Origin of the sequence: Salegentibacter tibetensis (assembly GCF_020164485.1) — a bacterium.
Taxonomy (GTDB): domain Bacteria; phylum Bacteroidota; class Bacteroidia; order Flavobacteriales; family Flavobacteriaceae; genus Salegentibacter; species Salegentibacter tibetensis.
The window spans coordinates 1-1110 of sequence record NZ_JAIQZA010000090.1 but is presented as its reverse complement, the minus strand read 5'-3'; the positions used below and the strand labels follow the sequence as shown (position 1 = coordinate 1110).

Here is a 1110-nt window from a genome sequence, read left to right as displayed (position 1 = left end):
CAAATGACTGACTGTGTGTGAGCCTTTTCGTTGATAACTCATAGCTCGAAAATATAGATTTTTTCGCAATACTAAAGTGCTGCAATAAAATTGCAGGGTTTAAATCCCTTTTTTGAGACCAATAAATGGAGCTATCAGTCGCAGTCTTGCGAAGCAAGAATCTATTTGAGTACTGGCACTATTCTGGAAAGTTTCTGCTTATCGTTTATTATTTGGCACAAAACCAGTTTTCATTTAAGCAGGACGGGCATAGTTATTAAGTTGATTGAAAATGAAAAATAGAATTTAATATAGCATATAAGCTGTCCTAAAAAATTGGAATAATTTCAAAAAACCATTAGTGATTTCTACCTGTAGCCTTTAAACATTATAAACTTGTGAATTGAATCAACTACTGGTTTTTAATCAATACTCAGTATACTAGTATCTAATAACAAGCAGCGTATCGGTTATATTATTATATGGAGTGTTATTAAATAAAAAAAAGTTAGAAAATAATTTTGAGTAGAAAATTTAGATTATTTAGTTTATTTTTTTCTTTGTCAGAAAATTCATGCTTTCAATAAATTACCAAAACCATTCAAATGACCTTAAAAAAATTATAGGACAGGAAAAAACAAAATGTCGGGAATATGTCGGGAAACCTCTGAATTTAAAACAAAAAAGCCTTGAAAATCAGATGATTAACAAGGCTTTAAGTACTCGGGACGGGACTTGAACCCGTACGGACACATTGTCCATTGGATTTTAAGTCCAACGTGTCTACCAATTCCACCACCCGAGCGTGGTAATATTATATATGAGCGAAAAACGGGATTCGAACCCGCGACCTCCACCTTGGCAAGGTGGCGCTCTACCAACTGAGCTATTTTCGCGTGTTTAAAAGAACTTCCACAAGTTGTCGTAGCTGCAATAGCGTATTGCGGATGCAAATTTAATATAAATCTTATAATGTCAAAGGCTTTTTATAAAAAATAAAAAAAATCACTAGTGTCCGGTAAAAAAAATAAACCGGGCTAGCAATTTGAACACTAACCCGGTATGTCTACTTTTGAGTTACGACACAAAAAAGCTAGACATGGGTAAAAGTAAGGATTTTAACGGACAGCC

Annotated in this window: 2 tRNA genes; both read right to left on the bottom strand. The window is 33.9% G+C overall.

The features are described from left to right. Positions 1-699: 699 nt before the first annotated feature. Positions 700-784, bottom strand: a tRNA-Leu gene (locus LB467_RS18620). Between the two features lie 18 nt (positions 785-802). Continuing rightward, positions 803-875: transfer RNA gene (locus tag LB467_RS18615), tRNA-Gly, on the bottom strand. Between the last annotated feature and the right edge of the window lie 235 nt (positions 876-1110).